Source organism: uncultured Thalassospira sp. (genome assembly GCF_963976115.1).
Taxonomy (GTDB): domain Bacteria; phylum Pseudomonadota; class Alphaproteobacteria; order Rhodospirillales; family Thalassospiraceae; genus Thalassospira.
Genome location: NZ_CAXBJJ010000002.1, coordinates 245,786 through 266,968, shown reverse-complemented (window position 1 = coordinate 266,968; position 21,183 = coordinate 245,786). Strand labels below are relative to the sequence as shown.

Below are 21,183 nucleotides of genomic sequence, written 5' to 3'. Positions count from 1 at the left end.
AAACCTGAATGTTCTTTTTGATATTCCGGACGTAATCGTCACTTATCGAGCCCAAGTTCTTCAAGTTGTACCGCAATTTCTTCCGCACCATAGATCGTGCGGAGGGTCGGGTTCATGGCAGCACCATTCATGGTGACGATATGATTTTTGCGTACCGCGTCCATCAGTTGAACCGACGGATCATTTTTCAAAAACGCGATTTTGTTTTCTGCCTTGTCGAGATCCCAACGATTGCGATCCAGCGAAGCTGCAACAATTACCGTGGGTTTGGCCGAAATTATGCCTTCCCAGCTTACTGTTGGCCATTCTGCCTCGGTGGTAATGGCATTATGGCCCCCCAGCAAATCGGCAATAAAGCCTGACGCGCCGTTTTTGCCACCCAGATAAGCGTTGTCCGCAGCAGACGCACTGGAAAACCAGAATAAAAAGCTTAAATCCGGGTTCGGTTTGAACCGTTCGCGCAAGGCAGCTTCACGCTGTTTAAATGTGGAGATAATTTGCTGACCTCGATCAGAAACATCAAAAATGCGCGAAAGCTCGTCGATCTCTTGATAAAGAAGATCCATATTCCACAGTTTTTCCCGACTTCCGTAAATATCATTTGTATCTTTGCGGGTATTGCAGATACCGGGCGACAGATAGCTGGGAATGCCAAGGGATGCGAAATCTTCGCGTTTGGCAACCTTGCTGTCAGGGCCGAGCAATAACGGCAATTGTGCCACGACAAAATCGGGCTCTTCTGCCAGGATGGATTCGAGCGTCGGTTTCTCGACCGTCAGCAATTTTACTTTTTCATTGGCCTTGGCAAGCTCAGGCAGAACTTGCGTTGGCCAGAAAGCCGATGCCTTTACCCGATCTTCAAGTCCTAGCATGAGAAGAATTTCAGCACTGTTCTGGCCAAGAGCGACAGCTCTTTTAGGGGCTTTGTTGAATGTGACCTCAACGCCGCAATTTTCTATCGTTAAGGGATATCGGGTTGCGTCTGCTTTTGCAGGTGCACTCGCCATAAAAAATGTCAGAAGGCAAAAAGGTACAATCAAAGATTTAGAGCGTGTCATAATGGCCACCAAACTGGTCAATGAATTTCGACGAGTAATACGCTCCGTGAAACTCAAAACACAAGCATATTTTGCGAATAAATCTTAGTTTCATTGTTGGCGGATTTGATATGGCTGGAAACACGCTGTTTTGTGCGCCAATCACGCTGAACGGATCATCGTCGGGCATATTAAGTCTGGCGCGGTGACGAATAGGGTCCTCATCTGCTTTTTTCTGATTAATGTCTTGCGTTACGCCACGCCGAACCGCTCAAGGGCATCATCGCGTAATGTCGTGCCCGCACCGGGCTGTTGCGGCACAAGGAAATAACCATCCTTAACCGTTGCCGGGTCGGTAAAACAGTCGCGCAGCCACGGGATATATTCCAGCATGGTGTTGGACGGATGGCCGATGGCGGTATGGATATGGGTTTGCATCATGTCGCCAACATGGGAAACGACCGGCAATCCGTAATTCAGGGCCATATCGGCAACCTGAATCCACGGGGTGATGCCCCCTAACCGTGCCACATCGGGCTGGGCATAATGCAGCGCCCCGGCCTCGATAAAGGTGGCAAAATTGTGCGGCAGATAAAGCTGCTCGCCCAAGGCAATCGGGGTTGTGATGCTTTGCGCAAGGCGCTTGTGGCTTGCCACATCGTCATACCAAAGCGGTTCTTCAAACCACATTACATCAGCATCGGCCAGATATTTGCCAAACCGCATCGCTGTTGGCAAATCCATCAAACCATTGGCATCAACCGCCAGGGTAACATCGGGTCCGATGGCTTTGCGCACAGCCTCAAGACGTTTGATATCGGTGCTCAGGTTCGGGCTGCCCACCTTGATTTTAACCCCGGTATAACCTTCATCCTGCACCAGACGACGGCAATCATCAATCAGGGTTTCCATCGGCCAGTTCAGCCAACCGCCATCGGTATTATAAGCACGAATTTTACGCGCATTGCCGCCCATTTCCTGCCACAGCGGCATCTCGCATGCCTTGGCTTTTATATCCCACAGGGCCACATCAATGGCACCAAGCGCTAATTGGGTAATGCCGCCACGTCCGACCCATTGCACCGGTGGGAAACGTTCCATTTCGCGCCACAGGGCGGTAACCTCCAGCGGGTTGCGCCCGATAATCAAACCGGCAAAGCAGGTTTCAATGCATTGCGTGATCAGACGGTCGGTCGGCAAGTGGGCATGGGTGCCCGAATAGCCATAACCGGTAATACCGGCATCGGTTTCAATCATCACCCCCGGAGCCCCCCAATGGGTCAGGGTGTGGGTGCTGTCTGAAACGCCGTTCCGGGTGACAGGAACATGCAGGATAAAGGTTTTAAGAGCGGTGATTTTCAATTTACCAGTTCCTTTAAAGACAGATCTATGACCCGTGATGGCGGGCAGGGGAAGGAAGGCCGCCTAAGATGTGACCCTGAAAATGAAAGAGCAGAAAGAGCAGAAAGATCCGGATATATGCCGGGCGGATGTGTTTTTATCTTTGCTGAAGTCAGACTTAACAAAAATGGATATTGAGCGCAATATCCATTTAAATGAATTGACGCAGTATGACCTGACAGGGGATAAAGCATGTTTCCTTTAATATGACCCATTTTGTTTGTTTTTGGCGTGTTGTTTGGTAAGGCACAGCGCGCTGCGCGATGCGGCGCATCGGGCGAGCGGTGTAACGCCGCCAAACACCGCCAAAAACAAACCCTGTGGGCCAGCTCAGTCTGCCGCCTGGCCGCGTCGAAATCCTTGTCCGTAAACCCATTACGCCCTGCGGACTTCTCCTTACCAGGCGGCAGACTGAGCTGGCAAAATGGATCATATTAAAGGAAATATGCTTTAAATCGGGGAAAATGAGGACCCGGATGAAAACCGAACCGCCCCGCATTAATGATGCGGTCTATAAAATTCTGAAATCAAATATCGCGCAGGGCCGGATACCTGGTGGCGTGCGCATTCGTGAAACCGATGTGGCCCGGCTGCTTGATGTCGGCCGGGTGCCCGTGCGCGTCGCCCTTGCCAGGCTAGCAGGGGAAGCAATGCTGGTTAGCTCGCCGGGGCAGGGCTATGTCCGCGTCGGAAATGCGCCTTCTCGTGCCATTCGATTTGCGGATCTCGACCTTGATATTGACGCCGAGCTGCTTGACGTGCTGGGCAATCGCAACTGGCGCATGCGCATTTTTGACGAGGCCGAATTGACTGTGGCATCGGCCCTGGTTTTTGGCACATATCGCATTAGCGAGGCGCGGCTTGCCGACCATTATGGTGTTAGCCGTACCATTGCGCGCGAATTTCTAAGCCGGATTGAACGGGTCGGGCTGGTAGCGCAACTGCCCAATGGTCGCTGGCAGGCCGGCCCCATGACCGAGAAAGACATTTGCGACCACTATGCCATGCGCTGCGCGCTGGAGCCATTAGCCTTGCGCGACGTTGCCGGAACCCTCAAAAAATCATCCCTTCTAAAAATGATCTCCCGGCTTGAAGCCGCCCGGAACCAGATTGAAACGATAACGACGGATGACATTTTAAGGCTGGAAAAGGATTTGCACGTTGATATCGTGCTTGGCAGCGATAACTGGCCCATGAACGACGCCATTCATCGCAGCCAGTTGCCGCTGATTTCAACCCATATTTCCTTCGTCGCAACCCGGTCCTGCGACATCGTTAAAAGCACCATCAACGAACATCTGGCAATTGCTTTTGAACTAAAAGCCGGAAACGCATCGGCGGCGTCATCACTTCTTGAACAGCATTTGATACGCGCACGCGAAACCACCTTGCGCCGTCTCTCTGATTTGCGCGACAGCCATCTACCCAACCGGCCAGACTTTATGGTGCCGTTGTAAAAACGGCCCGGTAAGCTTCAGGCATGGTTTAACCGACAACCCTGACGTCGCGCATCTGATATGTCATCATTTGCACGCTGCGGGAATCAGGCTCAAGCGCAGTCTTAATGATCTGCTATTGAAGGATGGACTGGACCGTAGCAGATGGTCGTATTGCGCAGACAGTTTGATCGATACATGCGGATTTTAAGAGCGTTGTTCGGCCTTATCCCAGTTCCAATAACTGGTTTTAAACTGGAAAATTTTCGGTTGCACCAATTCGGCGTTGGGACACAGACCCGGTGCCCTTCATGAAGGAAATGCTGATCGATCATGTGACGGTTCACAAGGGCACAGATGTTGGTCGTCTCACCATCTCGCTAAATTGGGTGACAAGGTCGTCATCTTCAATTATTCGTAGCCCATGATATATCCACAGTAAAAGAGATGACATGAAAGTTATCGTTACCGGTGGTGCTGGTTTTATCGGGTCCGCTGTTTGCCGTCTCCTTGCAGGGCAAAAGGGCTGTCAGGTTCTTAATCTTGACAAATTGACCTATGCGGCAGATTTGCGCACTGTTGAGGTGGTTTCCGGACGAAGAAACTATGCCTTTGCACAGGAAGATATTTGCAATAAATCCTCAATTGAAAGGGTGTTCGAAGACTTTCAACCCGATGCGGTGATGCATTTAGCAGCAGAAAGTCATGTTGACCGTTCGATTGATGGGCCTGCTGAGTTTATCCAGACCAATGTTGTCGGTACATTTACGCTTCTTGAAGTCGCTCGTGAATATTTCAACAGGCTAGATGATGTCGCAAAAAGAGTTTTCAGATTTCATCACGTTTCAACCGACGAGGTTTTCGGGACGTTGGGCAATGAAGGACTGTTTACTGAGGAAACACCTTATGCGCCGAATTCGCCTTATTCGGCGAGCAAGGCCGGGTCTGACCACCTGGTTCGCGCATGGCATCATACGTACGGGCTGCCGGTGATTATCAGTAATTGTTCGAACAATTATGGGCCTTATCAGTTCCCCGAGAAACTGATTCCATTGATGATCCTTAATATTTTGCATGGAAAGAAACTGCCGGTCTATGGCAGTGGGCTGAACACCCGAGATTGGTTATATGTCGAAGATCATGCTGAGGCTTTGTTTACGATCCTGACAAAAGGCAAGGTTGGTGAGAGATATAATGTTGGTGGTTGTAACGAGCTAAGCAATCTTGATGTCGTCCGGAAAGTTTTTGACACGGTTACAGCACTTGTCCCCGAAACGGGTTGCCATAGCTTTGATGATGTCGTTGAATTTGTTTCTGATCGACCAGGGCATGATTGGCGTTATGCAATCGATCCAACCAAAATCCGCACAGAGCTTGGTTGGACCCCGAAACACAATTTTGACGCCGGTCTTTTACAAACCGTTAAGTGGTATATCGCGCATCGCGATTGGTGGGAGCCGATTCTGAAAAACAAATATTCTGGCGAGCGGCTTGGCAAGGGTAGCGTTGAATGATTAAGGTCCTGGTCTTTGGTAAAGATGGCCAACTTGGTCGAAGTCTTGCCTTGCGCGGTGAGGGGGGCGTCGGCCTCAGCTTACAGTTCCTTGATCGCAGAATGTGTGATGTGTCAGACTCAAACAGTATCATCAGGGCGATTGACCTGTATCGCCCGGACATCATCATTAATGCAACAGCTTATACAGCAGTTGATCTTGCCGAGAGCGAGGTGGAGATTGCGCAGCGTGTAAATTGTGATGCTGTTCGAGTTATGGCTGAGGGGGCAGCACGTCAATCTTTGCCGTTTATCCATATTTCAACAGATTATGTTTTTAACGGCACCGGAAAGGCGCCTTATCGGGAAACGGACCCTGTTTCACCTCTTGGTGTCTATGGCAAAACAAAATTGGCTGGTGAAGAAACGGTTCGCTCAATCAGCGAAAAGCATCTTATCTTTAGAACCTCCTGGAGCTATAGCCCATATGGCAAGAATTTTGTTAAAACGATGCTGCGCTTATTGAGCATTAAAAATGAAATAGCTGTGGTCGACGATCAGCAGGGTTGCCCGACAAGTTCTCTTGATCTGGCGTCGGCAATTTTGCGCGTTTTGCCGGAGGTAACGCGAAGTGGGTTCGAAAAATTTGGCACCTACCATCTGTCTTCGGATAGCCAGATGACATGGTGCCAGTTTAGCCGGGCGATTCAGTTTGAAGCGACCAACCTGTTTGGGGAAAACTGGCCGGGGGGGCAGTGCAAGATCAAAGGTGTCACAAGTGCGCAATACCCGACAATTGCACAGCGGCCTGCCTATTCTGTCATGTTGACGGAGAAGTTTAAGGCCAATTTCGGGTTCGGGTTGCCTGATCTTGGCACTAGTCTTGTCGAAGTTTTGCAAAATGTAACAAATGGCGAAGACTATGCGTAAGGGGATTATTCTCGCGGGTGGTACGGGATCACGTTTGCATCCGTCGACGTTGGTTGTCTCCAAGAAGCTTCAATTCCACGCTGTTGAAAGCAGGAAAGAGCTATAATATATCTTATGACAAATTTTGACCGTTAACGGAGAAATCAAAGATCAGCGTATTTTCTAGCCGCGCACCAACCCGGAGCGGACACTTAAAACGCGCAACTGTGTACCGATGGCGAGCACCGAAAAGACCACACCCAATCCGGCAACCATGATCCAGCCGCCCGAAACCCACGCGGCACTGGCAAGTGCCGCACCAGCAGCGCCGCCAAGGAACATACTGCCCATAAAAATGGTGTTTAACCGTGCACGGGCTTCGGGTTTTAAAGCATAAATGATGTGCTGGTTCGATACCAAGGCGCTCTGAACGCCGAAATCAAGCAAAATAACACCCGCAATCAGGCCCGGGATGGTTGGCAACAACCCAAACAGCACCCACGACGCCAGCGTTACGACGGACCCGGCGATAACAATGCGGTGCGGGCCTTTTCGGTCGGCAATTTTCCCGGCAACGGGGGCGGCAAGAACCCCGACCAGCCCGACGATCCCGAATAGCCCGGCGTCAGCCGCCCCCATATTATAGGCAGGCTGTTCGAGCAGCAGGGCCAGAATGGTCCAGAATGCTGAAAAGGATGCAAAAAGCAGGGCCTGTGTCAGTGCAGCAAAGCGCAGTTCAACCAGGTCCCCCCACAACCCCGCCAGCGAGCGCAACAATTGCCCATAACGCATTTGGGTATCTGGCTTGCTATGGGGCAAGGTCACCCACATCGTCAGCCCGGCGACAACGGCCAACGGCACTGCCAGCCAAAACATTTCCCGCCAACCGGCATAGTCGGCGACAAACCCGGCAAGTGTCCGGCTGAGCAAAATGCCCCCCAAAATACCCGCCAGCACCGTTCCAACCACCGATCCACGTTTTTTCGCCGGGGCCAAATGCACGGCAAATGGTACTATTTGTTGGGCTGCGGTGGCACTTGCACCAACCATTATTGATGCAACAACCAGAACCCAAACATTGGGTGCCGCAGCAACGCCAGCCAATGAAACCGCCAGCACCAGAAATTGCGTCACAATCAGTCTTCGCCGCTCAATCACATCGCCCAGAGGCACCAGCAAAAAAAGCCCTAATGCATAGCCCAGCAATGTCAATGTGGGAATAAAACCAACCACGGATGACCCGGCAAAATCCCGCACCATCGACCCCAGCATGGGCTGGTTATAATAAATATTGGCAACCGAAACCCCGGCGGCGGCGGCCATAACAAACGCCATACTGCGTGAAAGACCGTTCGCCGCCCGCGACGGTGTCGAAAAAACCTGTTCCATAACCGATATATCCTGACATATCTGATGGGCTGCCCATCGCAGCCTGATGTTGGAACCAGCTATAGAACGGTTGTGGATATTGCGGAATATCAGACAAAATCATAAGGTGTATTCCATTTTGGAATAACCAATTCGATCAACTTGCCAGAATGTTGCCTGCGTGAAACCAGAGACATGACTGGCGGCGTTTACGGGGGACTTTGATCAGACCTGTCATGGCTCAATTGTTACGCCTTCAAAATCTGCCTTTCAGGGTTGGCAACCTTGTCGCTGATTATTTATAAGATCATCACATAAATAATCAGGGCAAACGATCATGCGCAAAACCAAAACGCTGAAACGTCTCACACCGATTGCTGGTACAATTGAAGTCAGGGGAATTTTAGGGTCTTCGGTCGCCAATCTTGGCGCGCGGATTGTCGGGGGTGAATGGCCGATTGGTGCGGTCATCGCCAAAGAAGCCGACCTTGTCACCGAACTGGCTGTCAGTCGTTCTGTCATCCGCGAGGCCTGCCGGATTTTGAGTGCCAAGGGTTTGATCCGTAGTCGGACATCCGATGGCACCCGCGTTCAACCCCGTTCCGAATGGCGCCTGCTTGACCCCGATGTCATGGATTGGCGCCTTCAGGCCGGTGATCGCGAAGGATTATTGCGCGACCTTTTAAAATTCCGCCTTGTCCTGGAACCGGGCATTGCCTATAGCGCAACCGTGATGGCCAATGATGATGCCCGGCAAAAAATCGATGCTGCATGGCACGCCAAAAAAGCTGTCCTGGAAGATACCACCGTTAATGAACATGACAGGCGTGCAGCCTTCATTGAAGCCGACCTCGCCTTTCATCAGGCTTTTGTCTCAGCTGTCAGTTCTGAATTGTTAGATCAGGTTTTTCCTGTCATCAGTTCCGCACTTGAGCTTTTGTTTGAAAAGCAAGTACAAACCCTTGGCCACACCAACCGCATGACGGGCATGGATGGCAGCCACAAATTGTACGAACGCCTTTATCACGCCTTTATCGACCGTGATGCGAGCGCGGCACAAACCGCCATGCGTGATCTCGTCAAGCACGCCATCAACGATGCCGAGCGCCGCTCTTAGCTTTCGTCTAAGACAACAGACACGCCAAAATCAACCTGTCTTCTATTTTAAGGGGTAAATTGCCCTTTGAAAAATAAAAATTAATGCCCGCGTATCCCCGTCTGATGCGGGCCAGTCCCGGCCTCGTTTGTGGCCGGTTTAACTGGCGCAATTGCGTCATTTATAGAGCCACTATCCACCGTAGAATCCTGTTAAACGTCTTGGCAAACACTGCCAGATAACGCCCGTTTTACGAGCGTTTCATCAATTTGCGCAATTTTTTCGGCACGTCACCTGTCACAACAGCAGCATGCCTCCGTCTCAATAGGGCAGATGGATGGGGCACAAGTGCCGCCGCTAAATCCTTCAGATCAAACGTATAGTTGTTGGTTTTCAACACACTGAAAGAAGCCGGGTCGCCGTTTTTCGGGGCTGTTTTGTCATGCCATCACCGGATGCAAAACAGCCTTCAGCGCGGATTAGTGTGCGTAGGCGTTCGACCATCCTCCGCCTGCTTATGCGTATTTTGCCGATTTTTAATCAGCACATTTCATTTGGGCATTCACACCAGCCAATTTCCGGTGCCCCAACACTAAAATCCATTCAATCAACAGGAGTTTTAAAATGCCATTCGGTCCTGGTGCTAAAATCAAAGTCGGAACGCTGAACAAGGCAACACCGACCCCGTTTGACAATGCGTCACTGAAAAAAAGCCTGGAAAATATCGGGCTTAGCTGTGCGCAGATCAACGATCAAAACCTCTCCACCTACATCACCAATGTAAAATCGCAATTGCCCGATGGGGCCATTCAGTCAATGGCCATCAAGGCACCCCACACCAGCCCGTTAAATGCCAACCGCCTGAAAGCCGCGGCACCTGTTACATTGTTTACGGCGGCAACTGCTGTTCCGCAAATGACCAGTGCCGCAACCGGCAACTGGACCATTCCCGACAATAACGATGCCGAAGGCTATGGCCCCAACCTCGAAATCATCCAGTATCAGGATCATTTCAACTGGCTGTTCGACAACAAATCGAGCAACGGTTTCACCGGCGTTAAAAACTCGCCCCCGGCCACCAGTGGCAACTATCCCAATGCCGAAGCCATTCAGAAACTGTTTGTCCAGGTTGGCCTGACGGCCTCGTCCACCCTGGTCAAGGGGCTTGATAAACCCACCATGACGGCAACACTTTCAAACGTGATCCAGCCGTTAAACGATTCAAATATCTCCAATTATGACGTCTCTGACAGCCGCGTGATTGACCTTGTTGATAATTACGACCCGACAACCGGCATGGCCGATGGTATCGGCGTTCTAACGGTTTCATGGCATCTGACCATCGAAGACTACAAACGCAAAACCAAGGACGGCGGCGATACCCACGCCACCTACCTGAAAATGAATGCGTGGTCGGTGCTCTACACCGATCCGGTGGTTTTGTGCCAGCAATATGATGCTGTCTTGCAGCATTTTGCCATCAACACAGCAACCGCGCCTTCCTGCCGCACCAGCTAAATCCGCGATCATCGCAACCGTTCAAATTTGTATTCACCCATCCTTTTTGGAGACTTCACATGCCATTCGGACCTCCTTCCGCACATGAACTGAAAATCTTTGACGTCATGCCGGTGCCAAACGAAACCACCTTCAACGCAGGTGTTCCGGCCCAAAGTACGACTAACGAAATGCTGTCGATCATCCTCTACAGCCCGAACCTTGAAATCATTGCGTCGCTGGACAATACCAAATCGACTGTCACCAGCGATTACAGCGCGTCGGTGACCAATGGTTTCACCTTCACCACTGAACAAAGTGTCAGTGTGAAAACCTCGGTTGGTATTTCCATCGAAATCGTTACCGCGTCCGTTGAAACAACCTTTGCGTTGTCGTTCAGCGAACAGTGGAACACCACCCGCACCCAGGGCATGTCGTTTTCATGCCCCCCGGGCAAAAAAGCCTTTGTCTATCAGGGCACGCTAATTTCGCGTGTCATGGCGCTTAATGCCCAAACCGCCCAATACGAATGGTTTTCGGCAGCAGGCAAAGCCCTGACCCAGGTGCTTGTCACCACCGAAACCCCGATTGGCAATGCGCCGTCCTCGCCGGTCACCATGAAATAACACCAGCCTGAACACCGATGACCCATCTGGTTATAACCCCCGCCAGATGGGTCATCCACGGGCAGCTTGCCCCCCAAGAAATTCATCCCCCGCCTCATCCCAAAACGCGCAGGATAAAAGCCATGCAGAAAACCGCAACACATTGCCCAATTGCCATTGTTGGCATGGCCTGTCGTTATCCTGATGCTGATAATGCCGATCAATTATTTGAAAATGCCCTGGCCCAGCGCCGGTCTTTTCGCACCATTCCCGCCGAACGCCTTGCTGCGGGTTATTTTGACAGCTCCGGTCGTGCACAGGACCGTGCCTATACCAATCAGGCCGCCGTGCTTAAAGGCTTTGAGTTTGACCGCAACTGGTTTCGCGTCTCAAACCAAAGCTATAATGCCACCGATCTTACCCATTGGCTGGCTTTGACGGTGGCGCGCGAAACCATCGACAGTATTCGTTTTCGCAAAGGTCGCCCCATAGTTGCCAATGAAGGCATTCGGGTCATACTTGGCAACACATTGACCGGCGAATTTTCACGCGCCAACCTGATGCGTTTACGCTGGCCTTATGTGCGCGGTGTGATCGAACGTCAAATGCGCACCGAATATCCCGATATCACCGAGGATACCCTTGTTCGTTTTTTGCGCGACCTTGAAGGCAATTACAAAGCCCCCTTCCCGGTTCCAAACGAAGATACACTGGCAGGTGGGCTTGCTAACACCATCGCCGGGCGGATCTGTAACCATTTTGACTTTAAGGGGGGCGGCTACACCGTTGATGGCGCGTGTTCTTCATCGCTGATCTCGGTAATTGATGCCTGCACAGCCCTGACCATGGGCGACGCCGATATGGTTCTTGCCGGTGGCGTGGATCTTAGCCTTGATCCGTTTGAACTGACCGGTTTTTCGCGTACATCGGCGTTGGCACACGACGATATGCTGGTTTATGACGAAGGATCACAGGGCTTCTGGCCCGGTGAAGGGTGCGGTTTTCTGGCCTTGATGCGTTATGACGACGCCCTTGTACAATGCGAGCATATCCACGCCGTTATCCGGGGGTGGGGTGTGTCATCCGATGGCAATGGCGGCCTGACCCGGCCCGAGGCCGAAGGGCAAATTCTTGCCCTGCAACGTGCTTATGATCGAGCGGGTTATCATATTGGCAGTGTTGGCTATTTTGAAGGCCACGGCACAGGCACAAAGGTTGGTGATACCACCGAGCTTACCGCGCTGATGACGGCACGTGAAAAATATGACGCACCGATCCAGCCCGCTATTATCAGTTCGATCAAGGCCAATATCGGCCACACCAAAGCCGCAGCAGGCGTTGCCGGGTTATTGCGCGCCAGCAAGTGTCTTTGCGAAAATATCCTGCCCCCCACCACGGCCTGCAAACGCCCCCATGCCTTGTTTGAGCAGAATTTGGCACATCTTACCCCATCCCATCGCATTCGGGATTGGCAATCAGACGGTGTTGAACGCCGGGCCGGTGTCAGTGCCATGGGGTTTGGCGGCATTAACACCCACATCACGCTGGCCAAGGCCCCTGCGCAAACCAAAATATCGGTTTATGTCGCAGGCAGTCAGAAAAGGGCGGACCTTGACGCATTTCAAGACAGCGAAATTTTTGTTTTCGCCGCCGCCAGCCAGGACGATTTGTTATGGACCATCCGCCACGTTGCCAATTTTGCCAACAAATGCTCGCGCGCTGAATTAATCGACCTTGCTGCCGAATTGGCACATCGGGCGTCGCTGAATTCCCAATTCATCTGGAAGGCTGCTATTGTCGCTGCGACCCCCACGGCGCTGGCGCAAAAAATCGGCATACTTGAAACGACTGTGTCGGCGATGGCGGATAACAGCATTAATATCGCCTCCGCGGAGGGCATTTTTGCCTCCAGTAAACCCGAAACCGGTAAAATCGGCTTGCTGTTTTCGGGTCAGGGTGCGCCGGCACGGTGCCATGGTGGCATTTACGAACGTCGTTTCCCTGCCGTCTGTCAGGCGTTTCACGATGCCAGGCTTGAGATTTTCAAAGACCGCAGCAATACCGACTTTGCCCAGCCTGCTATCGCCGCAGCCTCGCTTGCCGGGCTGGAAATGCTTAAACATGTTGGCATAAAGGGCGATGTTGCTGTTGGCCACAGTTTGGGCGAACTTGCCGCCCTGCATTGGGCCGGGCATTATGACGGGCAAACATTGCTAGACCTTGCCGCCATGCGCGGGTTGGCAATGGCGTCCGATGCCAATATATCAGGCGCGATGGCCGCCATTGCCACCGATGAAAACGGGGCCACACGCGCCATTGGCACCCGCAAAGATATCGTTATCGCCAATCTCAACGGCCCCCGGCAAACGATTGTTTCGGGCAAATATGATGCCATCCACCAGTTTGTCGCGGATCTTCGGGCGTTGGGCACAGCCTGCACCGTTTTGGGCGTGCGTCAGGCATTCCACTCCCCGGCGATGGCAGAGGTTTCAATCCGCCTTGCAACAATGCTGGCAAACATCCCTTTTTCCCCGGCACAGCGAACAGTTATTTCAACGGTTTCAGGCACCGCCATGCCCAACAATGCCGACATTGCGGGTTATCTGTGCCAACAAATTTCGGCACCCGTTCTGTTCATGGACGCGGTAAAATACGCGTCATCCGATATTGACCTGCTGATCGAGGTTGGCCCCGGCACGCTGCTTGAAAAAATCACGGCGAGCTTCTGCGATGTTCCTGCCATCTCGCTCGATGTGGGCGGTGCCAGTTTCGAGCCCTTTTTACGTGCGGCGGCGGGTGCCTATATCCTTGGCTGTGCGCCCAATATTGGCCGCCTGTATCAAAACCGCTTTAGCAAAAAATTCGATTGGGACTGGAACCCGCATTTTATCGCCAATCCGTGTGAAACAATTCCGGCCGCGACACAGGCACCCGTTGATGCCGAACCACCCGCGGCAAGCCCGCAAACAGTGCAACCGGTTGCCGTCACGCGCGACCGTGTCAATATCCTTGTTCATTTACGCGCCATCATCGCGGATCGCACCGGCCTGCCCTCGTGGTCGTTGGAAGAAAGCAGCCGGATGTTGTCTGATCTGCATTTAAATTCGATCACTGTTGGCGAAATTGTCACCCGGCTTAGCACCGCTATTGGCGTGCCCTTGCTGGTTGACCCAACAGAATTTGCCGATGGCAAAATTGGGGATATCGCAACGGCCATCGCCGAAATGGCTAATTCTGAAAACAGGGATCGCAACACATATCAGGGCGCGCCAGCCGGTATTGCCAATTGGGTGCGTTATTTTCAGTTTCAAAATCACGATGCCCCAATGCCCACCCCGCACGCGGATACTATTTTCGGCGAATGGGAAGGATATGGCAATTTCGGGCCGCTTGAAAATGCCGTGCTGGCAAAGCTTAAAACCGGTCCATATAACGATGGCATTTTACTGCGCATTGGCAATCAGGCCGACCTTGATGATGTTGCCATCCTGCTAAAGGCCGCGCAAAAGGCAATTATCCGGCGCAAATCTTGCCAAAATCCGTTGCAATTGGTTGTTTTGCAAAATGGCTGGTCGGTAAGCGGCTTTGTGAAATCGTTTTTCCTTGAAAACACCAATATCGACATTCTGGTTTTAAACCTGCAATCTGGTATATCTGAAAATGCGGTATCTCGCATCATCGCTGAAATCCGGGGTGCCAAACCCGGCTTTGCCGAAGTTTTCCTCGGCTCATGCGATCAACGTCAAATCCCGATCCTCAATGTCATAACACCAAACCACATGCAACCTCCCTGCTTGCTTGGCCAGGATGACATCTTGCTGGTCACCGGTGGCGGCAAAGGGATTAGTGCGGAATGCGCCTTTCAACTGTCCCGGCAATCGGGGTGCGCGCTTTTGGTGTTGGGGCGGTCTTCAGCGACGGATAATGCCGAACTGGCGGCAAACCTGCAACGCTTTGCCAATGCCGGCATCAAAGCAAGCTATCAAATCGCCGATATCGGCCAAAAAACCGCTGTTATTGCCGCAATTGCGGCTGGTACGGCTGAACTTGGCCGTCCGGTGACCGCCATATTGCATGGTGCCGGTGTCAATAACCCTAAAACCGTTGCCAATTTAACCCTGCCCGACATTCAGGCGACCATTGGTCCTAAAATCGGCGGTTTTGAAAATGTGTTGGCTGCGATTGATACCGACAAACTGAAACTTGTTGTCGGTTTTGGCTCCATCATTGGCCGCATGGGCCTGCATGGCGAGGCCGATTACGCCTTGTGTAATGAATGGCTCAGCCAGAAAATTACCGATTTTCAGACGCGCCACCCGGCCTGCCATTGCAAAACCATTGAATGGTCAGTATGGGCCGGGGTGGGGATGGGGCAGCGGATTGGCAGCATGGATGCCTTGCTGGCCCAGGGAATTGCGCCTCTTTCCGTTGACGATGGTGTGCGCGAGTTTTTACATATTGTAAACAACGTTAACTTACCAACAAACATCGTGGTATCAGGCCGTTATGGTGCTCCCGCGACCCTACACCATTTCCCGTTAATCACGGACCAATACCGCTTTTTACAGAACATCCGGGTTCATACTCCCGAAGTTGAACTGATCTGCGATTTTCAAATCTCGGCTCAATCCGATCCCTATCTTGGCGATCACACTTTGAACGGCGAACAGATATTCCCCGCCGTTATGGCGCTTGAAGCCATGAGTGAGGCTGTTCTTGCCCTAAGTCAAAACAGTGAAAACACCCTGGCCCCGGTCTTTAGCGATGTGGTGTTTGCCAAGGCTGTTGTTGCCGCACCCGATGTTGCGATTACGCTTCGTGTGGCGGTGTTGGCCCTGGCTGAAAATGATTTTTCAATCGCCCTTCGCTGCTCCTCCACCAATTTTCAGGTCAACCACATCTCGGCGCGCTGCCGCCTTGAAGGCGCGCCTTCAATTTGCCAGATCCGTCCTGAAATTCAGTCTCTTGCAAGGGCGAAATTGATCCAGCCATTCGACCCCGCATCTGACCTTTATCAGAATATCCTGTTTCAAAACGGCCGTTTCCAGCGGATACACGGCTATCAGCTTATCGAAGCACGGCGCTGCCTTGTGTCGCTGTCATCGGGCGATACACATGCATGGTTTAATGCCAGTTTGCCGCAAAAACTGGTTTTGGGGGATGCCGGTGCCCGTGATGCCGCCCTTCATGCCGTTCAGGCCTGCATTCCCCATCAAACCGTTATCCCGGTTTCGGTCGATGAAATTGCACTATCAGCCTTAAATCCGGGCCAATCCTATCGCGTTTTTGCAACCGAAATTGCCGACCTCGGCACCGAACTGATCTATGACATCGTTATTTTTGATGATACGGGCAAAATAGTTGAGCATTGGCGCGGCCTTAAACTTCGGGCAATGGGGCCTCCGGCCAACTTGAAACTCACCGCCCTGCCTCTGATCGCGCCCTTTGTCGAACGTAAAATGGCAACAGAACGACCTGGGGCCGACCTGCGAATTTCCGTGTTCCCGTTCCAGGACCGCTGGCAGAACCGCCATAATCGCAAAAATGACACTTACCGCCCTGACGGCAAGCCGGACCCTTCAGAAAATGCCCGCTTCAGATCGGCATCTTATTGCGAAGACTGGAAATGTGTGGTCGATAGCGCGCAGTCGGTGGGGTGCGATCTGCAAAATGTCCTGCAAAAATCCGAGGCGGACTGGCGCGCCCTGTTAGGTGAAAACGCTATCGCACGGGCAACATTCATCCAAAAAACCTTTGCGGAACCCTTAAACCTGTCTGCCACCCGTATTTGGTCGGTGTGCGAAGCTCTTAAAAAAGCAGGACTGAACAGCCATGCCCCGCTGGTTTTTGACCCCGCTTCAACCCAAAACTGGATCAGGTTTCATTGCGGCGATACCACCGTTATCTCTTGCGCGACAGATGTAAAAACACCTGGCGATATATCCGTCTTCTGTTTGGCGATTGCAGTTACAGGCACCAACGCAGAAAGCCACAGTGTTGATCAGGTTTCGTCAAAATATCTTGCCGTAACCTGATCCGTTAATCACGAAGGCAGGCGACAGGTCTTAAACCCCAAGCCGTCGCCTGCCCTATTTAAAATTATTTCTGAAATCCAATCCGCGATTTCAACGTGCCGTCGACCATCACATGGCGAATACCCAACCGGCATTCTTCAAGCCGTGCGCGCACACCATAAACATCCGCCAGCATATCGTTGGTGATCACATCATGGCTATCTCCGCTGGCCACCAGCCGGCCATTGGCAATGATCATGGTTTTATCGGCATAGCGTAAAACATGGTTCAAATCATGGATGGCGATGAAAATGATCATGCCCTGCTGTTTGGCCAAATCGCGCACAAACTCCAGCACTTCAAGGCTGCGCGACAGGTCCAATGCCGATGTTGGCTCGTCCATCAGCAAAATATCAGGTTCACGCACCAGTGCCTGCGAAATCCCGACCAGTTGCTGCTGACCGCCACTTAACGCGCCAATATTGCGTTCCGATAACTCAAGGATGCCAAGGGCCGCCAGTGTTGCATCGACAATTGCAATATCATCGTCACTAACCCGCCACGACGCCCCTTGTTTGCGGGCCAGCAAAACCGCTTCGTAAACCGATAAAACCGCATTCGCGGCCAGGTTTTGCGGCATATAACAAATGCTGCTGGCCGGTGGGGTGGCAGTTTGGCTGCCCGTTTCATTTTCAATGGCGTGTTCTACCGTGCCCGCCCCTGCCGTCAAACCGGCAATGCGTTTAAACAGCGTCGATTTCCCTGCGGCATTGGGGCCAATTACGGCGATAACATCCCCACCCCGAAACGGTCCTGCCGAAATATCGGCCAGTATGGTGCGTTTGCCAATTGTCGCGCCCAGTTGATGTAGTTGCAATGTCACCATGATTTTTTTGAATTCGACAGAATAAGGGAAATAAAGAACGGAATGCCCACCAGGGACGTGACAATACCAATCGGCAATATTGCGCCAGGAATGACCATTTTACTGGCAACCGAACTGACCGATAATAACAACGCACCCGACAATGCCGATGCGGGCAGGAAAAACCGTTGGTCTTCGCCAATCATCAGGCGTGCAATATGTGGCCCAACCAGGCCAACAAAGCCAATTGTGCCGACAAACGCCACCGGAATGGCCGATAACAGACTGACCAATAACAAGGTTTCAAGTCGCAATCGCCCAACATTAACGCCAAAACTGGCGGCCTTGTCATCGCCCAGCCGCATGGCGGTTAAGGCCCATGCCCGACGCACAAAAAACGGCAAAATGACAATCAGCAAACCCGATGTGACAAAAAATTTCGGCCATGTTGCCTTGGTCAGGCTGCCCATGGTCCAGAATACAACCGCGCTTAGCGCCTCGGCCGATGCCAAAAACTGCACCAGTGCCAATAAGGCGTTAAAACTGAACACCAGTGCGATGCCCAACAGCACGATGGTTTGTACACTTACACCCTGGCGCATACTTAAAACATGGATCAGCAAAGCCGCCAGCATCGCCATGAAAAATGCGTTTAGCGGCACCATAAAGGCGCTGGCAACCGGCAATACCGACACCCCGAATGCCAATACCAGGGCCGCACCAAAACTGGCTGCGGCTGAAATGCCCAGTGTAAAGGGGCTGGCGAGCGGATTGTTCAATATGGTTTGCATCTGGGCACCGGCAATTGCCAATGCCGCCCCGACAACAACCGCCATTGCCGCAATGGGCATCCGAATATCCCATATCACCACGGCAAGCTGGTCTGAAACATCCGATGGCGTGATAACGGCACGGATCACATCGGCCAGGGCAAACCGCGCTGGTCCCAGCGATAAATCCAGGCATATTGATATAAACAGCAACATACCCAGACCGGCCAGCAACCACACCCGCCGACGCACCGATTTGCGATAATTGCCGCCGCCAACCATGCCCGTTGCCCATGTTTTCATCCCGGTCATGGTGAAACCTGCAAGGTGGCGAAATATCCCGGTTGATACTCAATCGGCAAAAATCGTTCATGCAGCACACGGAATGTTTCATCGGCATCAATGTCGGTAAACAGGTCGGGGTGAAACCATTTCGCCAGTTGCTGAAGGGCAACAAATTGATAGGGGCTGTTGTAAAACTGATGCCAGATGGCATGAAAACCATGCTGTTTTTGCGCATTAATCCCGCGATAGGCGGGGCGGGTTGGATAAAAAGCCAGCTTTTTTTGCACCTCATCCCGATTGGCCCCCGGCCCGACGGGTACCCAGTGCCCGCCGGGAACATAGGCTTCCCAGTTCGCACTGGTGACAATCACGTGGTCCGGGTTCGAGACCAGCACCTGTTCGGCATTTAGCTGGCCAAATGTGCCCGGAATAATATCACCGCCAATATTATGCCCGCCCGCCATATCAACCAGGGCCCCGAAATTGCCATTGCCAAACGAATGGCAGCAATCGTCATAAAAGCCACCTGCGCGGTCGATAAACACCTTGGGCCGGGTGACTGCGCCTGACGCTAATCTGTCCGTCACACGGCGGATCTGTGCTGTCCGGAAGGCAATAAAGGCCTCGGCCCGTTTTTGTTGGCCAAATAATTCGCCAAACAGGCGAATGGAGGTGTTGGTGTTTTTTTCCGGGTCATGGCGAAAATCGACATAAACCACAGGAATACCCAATGCGCCCAGTTTTTCAACATAGCGGGCTTCTTCAACCGCCTTTTGCGTTTCAAGGTTTAGAAAAACCACATCCGGCTTTTGTGCGATGGTGGTTTCGATATCGATCAGGCTTTGTTCAAGCCCGGAAAAGGTTGGTATTTTGTCAAACGCCGGAAATTTCTCGCGATATTGTCGATAGGTTGCCGGGTCGGCCTCGATCATGTCGTTGCGCCAGCCAACAATGCGTTTGGCCGGGTTTTCACGGTCCAGTGCGGCAATAATATAAAGCTGCCGTCCTTCTCCCAGCACAACCCGTTGTACCGGTGCATCAACCGTCATCGTGCGCCCGGCAATATCGGTGATGGTGATCGGCCTGGCACATACCATGCCTGCGCCGGTCAGCATAAAACCTGCCGTAACGATCAGGCACTTGGTTAATTTAACGATCATGTATCGCCTCCTGCCCTGGGTCTGTTATGGTAGCCTTAGCCCGTGCCAGTAGGGTTACTGCCAGACCAAGGGCGTAAAAAACTGCCACTAGAAAATACAAGTTTGAAAATCCTGCCACCTGGGCAAACCAGCCCCCAATGGCAATGCCGCCAATGGACGAAAATTGCGACAGGCTTTGTGTGAAGCCCAAAATGTGCCCCTGTCGGTCGTGGGGTGTTGCGCGCGATATCAGGGTGGTTAAAACCGGGGTCGTCGCACCCAGCAACACCCCCCAAGCGAAATACAGGCTGGCAAAAACCGCAATAGACCGGGTTAGCCCCGCCAATACTGTTACCAGAATGCAACCGGCAATCACCAAACTTAACCGGGTTAAAACCGCTTGCCTGTTTCGGCCTTCAAAATACCGCGCCCATAGGGATGCCGAGACGACAAAACCCAATGCCAGCAAGCCATAACAAAAACCGACAAGCCAGTTTTCAACCTGAAAAATCGACAGCATATAGATCGAAAATGGCGATTGGGTCACCATGCGCGACAGCAATAGCAGGCCCAAAATTACCAAAAGCGATAAAATTTGGGGTGATTTTAAAACGCTTCTTGTCCGTGCGTCGGCAGACAGGGCAGTTTTTTGCGCCTTTGCATCGATTTTTGCATATTGTGGGGCAACCGCAGGCAAAATTTGCCAAACAGCCGCCAGGCAGGCCAGACACATCAGGGCCGCAGAAAAATTGATCCAGAAAAACGCGGCATGATCAAGGATAACGCCACCAATCACGGCACCCGCAAGCGACCCCAAATTGGTTGAAACCTGCAAATAGGCAAACAGTTTTGCCCGGCGCGCCGGGGCTTCGATGCTAACACCATAAGCCTGGGCGGGGGCGATGAAGCCCGCACACGCCCCTTGTAAAAACCTTAGAGCCAGAATGGCTGACACATCATTGGCATAAGCCAGGGCAAATTGCGTTGCCGCCAGACCAAACAATGCCCGCATCATCATGGCTTTATGGCCATAACGGTCACCCAGCCGCCCCCAGAATGTACTGGTCAGCATAATGCCCAGCATCGGGCCGATATAAACCGCGATACTGGCAAAGATAAACTGGCTGTCGGATGTGGCAAGTGAACGCAAGTGAACGGGCCAAAAAGGCCCGCTCATTTCCATCGCCCCCATTGATGTCAGCTGGATGGCAAATAACACATGTATTTGCCATCGCACCGAGGGCCACATATCAGGTTTGAAAATCATCC

16 protein-coding genes are annotated in these 21,183 nt (G+C 52.2%); 9 read left to right on the top strand and 7 right to left on the bottom strand.

Annotated features, from left to right (window positions below):
* Window positions 1–38 precede the first annotated feature (38 nt).
* Window positions 39–1,115 carry an ABC transporter substrate-binding protein gene (locus tag AAC086_RS03150; RefSeq protein WP_339775173.1) on the bottom strand — a complete coding sequence of 359 codons (1,077 nt, stop codon included), beginning with the start codon at window positions 1,113–1,115 and terminating at the stop codon, window positions 39–41.
* Window positions 1,116–1,289: 174 nt separating this feature from the next.
* Entirely contained in the window at window positions 1,290–2,399 is a 1,110-nt protein-coding gene (locus tag AAC086_RS03145) for a mandelate racemase/muconate lactonizing enzyme family protein (protein WP_339775171.1), read from the bottom strand.
* Between the two features lie 70 nt (window positions 2,400–2,469).
* Here AAC086_RS03145 and AAC086_RS03140 point away from each other — a divergent pair, with 70 nt between their 5' ends.
* From AAC086_RS03140 to AAC086_RS03120, 5 genes are all read left to right on the top strand, one after another.
* Entirely contained in the window at window positions 2,470–2,643 is a 174-nt protein-coding gene (locus tag AAC086_RS03140; RefSeq protein WP_339775169.1) for a hypothetical protein, read from the top strand.
* A 271-nt stretch (window positions 2,644–2,914) separates the two neighbouring features.
* Complete coding sequence (locus AAC086_RS03135) at window positions 2,915–3,895, top strand: GntR family transcriptional regulator (protein WP_339775167.1); 981 nt, start codon at window positions 2,915–2,917, stop codon at window positions 3,893–3,895.
* Between the two features lie 431 nt (window positions 3,896–4,326).
* Window positions 4,327–5,388: a dTDP-glucose 4,6-dehydratase gene (rfbB, locus tag AAC086_RS03130; RefSeq protein WP_339775164.1), complete on the top strand. Its 1,062-nt coding sequence runs from the start codon at window positions 4,327–4,329 to the stop codon at window positions 5,386–5,388.
* The gene (gene rfbD, locus AAC086_RS03125) at window positions 5,385–6,296 is read left to right on the top strand and encodes a dTDP-4-dehydrorhamnose reductase (protein ID WP_339775161.1); all 912 of its coding nucleotides are present in this window, start codon (window positions 5,385–5,387) and stop codon (window positions 6,294–6,296) included. The genes rfbB and rfbD overlap by 4 nt, the downstream gene beginning before the upstream one ends.
* On the top strand, window positions 6,277–6,402 hold the full coding sequence (locus tag AAC086_RS03120; RefSeq protein WP_339775160.1) for a sugar phosphate nucleotidyltransferase: 126 nt from the start codon (window positions 6,277–6,279) through the stop codon (window positions 6,400–6,402). The genes rfbD and AAC086_RS03120 overlap by 20 nt, the downstream gene beginning before the upstream one ends.
* Before the next feature lie 56 nt (window positions 6,403–6,458).
* Here the strand turns inward: AAC086_RS03120 and AAC086_RS03115 are convergent, their stop codons facing one another.
* On the bottom strand, window positions 6,459–7,664 hold the full coding sequence (locus AAC086_RS03115) for an MFS transporter (protein WP_339775159.1): 1,206 nt from the start codon (window positions 7,662–7,664) through the stop codon (window positions 6,459–6,461).
* Between the two features lie 316 nt (window positions 7,665–7,980).
* On the opposite strand from AAC086_RS03115, the gene AAC086_RS03110 reads away from it, so the two are divergent.
* From AAC086_RS03110 to AAC086_RS03095, 4 genes are all read left to right on the top strand, one after another.
* Complete coding sequence (locus tag AAC086_RS03110) at window positions 7,981–8,760, top strand: FCD domain-containing protein (RefSeq protein ID WP_339775157.1); 780 nt, start codon at window positions 7,981–7,983, stop codon at window positions 8,758–8,760.
* A gap of 603 nt (window positions 8,761–9,363) precedes the next feature.
* Window positions 9,364–10,257 (top strand): hypothetical protein, encoded by an 894-nt coding sequence (locus AAC086_RS03105; RefSeq protein ID WP_339775155.1) that lies wholly within the window; start codon window positions 9,364–9,366, stop codon window positions 10,255–10,257.
* Window positions 10,258–10,316: 59 nt separating this feature from the next.
* On the top strand, window positions 10,317–10,862 hold the full coding sequence (locus tag AAC086_RS03100; RefSeq protein ID WP_339775152.1) for a hypothetical protein: 546 nt from the start codon (window positions 10,317–10,319) through the stop codon (window positions 10,860–10,862).
* A 122-nt stretch (window positions 10,863–10,984) separates the two neighbouring features.
* Window positions 10,985–16,876 (top strand): SDR family NAD(P)-dependent oxidoreductase, encoded by a 5,892-nt coding sequence (locus AAC086_RS03095; RefSeq protein ID WP_339775150.1) that lies wholly within the window; start codon window positions 10,985–10,987, stop codon window positions 16,874–16,876.
* Window positions 16,877–16,940: 64 nt separating this feature from the next.
* Here the strand turns inward: AAC086_RS03095 and AAC086_RS03090 are convergent, their stop codons facing one another.
* Genes AAC086_RS03090 through AAC086_RS03075 form a run of 4 tightly spaced genes read right to left on the bottom strand, consistent with a single transcriptional unit; the run spans window position 16,941 to window position 21,163 of the window.
* On the bottom strand, window positions 16,941–17,741 hold the full coding sequence (locus AAC086_RS03090; RefSeq protein ID WP_339775147.1) for an ABC transporter ATP-binding protein: 801 nt from the start codon (window positions 17,739–17,741) through the stop codon (window positions 16,941–16,943).
* The gene (locus AAC086_RS03085; protein WP_339775144.1) at window positions 17,735–18,802 is read right to left on the bottom strand and encodes an iron ABC transporter permease; all 1,068 of its coding nucleotides are present in this window, start codon (window positions 18,800–18,802) and stop codon (window positions 17,735–17,737) included. The genes AAC086_RS03090 and AAC086_RS03085 overlap by 7 nt, the downstream gene beginning before the upstream one ends.
* Window positions 18,799–19,935, bottom strand: a complete 1,137-nt coding sequence (locus tag AAC086_RS03080) for an ABC transporter substrate-binding protein (protein ID WP_339775141.1) — start codon at window positions 19,933–19,935, stop codon at window positions 18,799–18,801. Before AAC086_RS03080 ends, AAC086_RS03085 begins: the two co-directional genes overlap by 4 nt.
* Window positions 19,925–21,163 (bottom strand): MFS transporter, encoded by a 1,239-nt coding sequence (locus tag AAC086_RS03075; protein ID WP_339775507.1) that lies wholly within the window; start codon window positions 21,161–21,163, stop codon window positions 19,925–19,927. The genes AAC086_RS03080 and AAC086_RS03075 overlap by 11 nt, the downstream gene beginning before the upstream one ends.
* Between the last annotated feature and the right edge of the window lie 20 nt (window positions 21,164–21,183).

Bases quoted from the DNA above. Each gene is read 5' to 3' on its own strand.
- AAC086_RS03135 (WP_339775167.1), top strand. From the start codon at position 2,915: ATGAAAACCGAACCGCCCCGCATTAATGATGCGGTCTATAAAATTCTG.
- rfbB (WP_339775164.1), top strand. From the start codon at position 4,327: ATGAAAGTTATCGTTACCGGTGGTGCTGGTTTTATCGGGTCCGCTGTT.
- rfbD (WP_339775161.1), top strand. From the start codon at position 5,385: ATGATTAAGGTCCTGGTCTTTGGTAAAGATGGCCAACTTGGTCGAAGT.
- AAC086_RS03120 (WP_339775160.1), top strand. From the start codon at position 6,277: ATGGCGAAGACTATGCGTAAGGGGATTATTCTCGCGGGTGGTACGGGA.
- AAC086_RS03115 (WP_339775159.1), bottom strand. From the start codon at position 7,664: ATGGAACAGGTTTTTTCGACACCGTCGCGGGCGGCGAACGGTCTTTCA.
- AAC086_RS03110 (WP_339775157.1), top strand. From the start codon at position 7,981: ATGCGCAAAACCAAAACGCTGAAACGTCTCACACCGATTGCTGGTACA.
- AAC086_RS03105 (WP_339775155.1), top strand. From the start codon at position 9,364: ATGCCATTCGGTCCTGGTGCTAAAATCAAAGTCGGAACGCTGAACAAG.
- AAC086_RS03100 (WP_339775152.1), top strand. From the start codon at position 10,317: ATGCCATTCGGACCTCCTTCCGCACATGAACTGAAAATCTTTGACGTC.
- AAC086_RS03095 (WP_339775150.1), top strand. From the start codon at position 10,985: ATGCAGAAAACCGCAACACATTGCCCAATTGCCATTGTTGGCATGGCC.
- AAC086_RS03090 (WP_339775147.1), bottom strand. From the start codon at position 17,741: ATGGTGACATTGCAACTACATCAACTGGGCGCGACAATTGGCAAACGC.
- AAC086_RS03085 (WP_339775144.1), bottom strand. From the start codon at position 18,802: ATGACCGGGATGAAAACATGGGCAACGGGCATGGTTGGCGGCGGCAAT.
- AAC086_RS03080 (WP_339775141.1), bottom strand. From the start codon at position 19,935: ATGATCGTTAAATTAACCAAGTGCCTGATCGTTACGGCAGGTTTTATG.
- AAC086_RS03075 (WP_339775507.1), bottom strand. From the start codon at position 21,163: ATGTGGCCCTCGGTGCGATGGCAAATACATGTGTTATTTGCCATCCAG.